The following is a 669-nucleotide window of genomic DNA, read 5'->3' as shown; positions in this document are numbered from 1 at the left end:
CAGAAAGAGCGATTAGAAATGTGAAAGTAAAACAAAAAGTATCAGGTCAATTTAAAACTGAAAATGGTGCACAGATATATGCGGTTATTAGATCAGTAACAGATACCTGTATTAAGAATGGTCAAAACATTTTCGCTGCTTTTAAAACTATTGCTGTTTTAAAGGCTGAATAGTTACCATATAGTTTAGATTTTAAAGTTTCAAACAAAATAGATGTTTCTTTTGTTTATAACGAAGAAATAAATACTTATGAGGTTCATTTAGAAGATGGTAAAGGCGGTGAAACTAGCTTATCTAAAAATTTAGTAAAGGAAGAAGGAAGGCTATTAAAGGTAGATTTTGTAAATCATATCTATAACGCGACAGCTAAATCAGGCGAACAAATATCTCGTGTTAGAAAGCCAAAAGTTATAATTGATAATGGTATTGACGCCAGGGCAATCGCCTTTAAAAAAAATGGGGTTGTCCTAGCATTAAAAGGTGTATATTTACAATTATAATTTTTTATTCGGAAGATGTTCTGAATAAAAAAAAATGATACACCATAAGACTCAGGTCGCTTATTCAGAAACATTCCTTAACGCTTTCACCTCCTTAAAAGACCCTCGAAGAATCAATAAAGGCAACATTAAATACCCGCTAATAGAAATTTTGTTTTTAACAATTTCA

General features: G+C 30.9%; 1 pseudogene. It reads left to right on the top strand.

Going from position 1 to position 669, the window contains the following annotated elements:
• A pseudogene (locus ES044_RS18370) lies at positions 1-173 on the top strand (IS66 family transposase); the annotation flags it as partial.
• Positions 174-669: the final 496 nt, after the last annotated feature.

Source organism: Polaribacter sp. IC066 (assembly GCF_007997085.1).
Lineage (GTDB): Bacteria > Bacteroidota > Bacteroidia > Flavobacteriales > Flavobacteriaceae > Polaribacter.
Note: the sequence above shows the minus strand (reverse complement) of the source record. Positions and strands in the feature narration are given on the sequence as shown.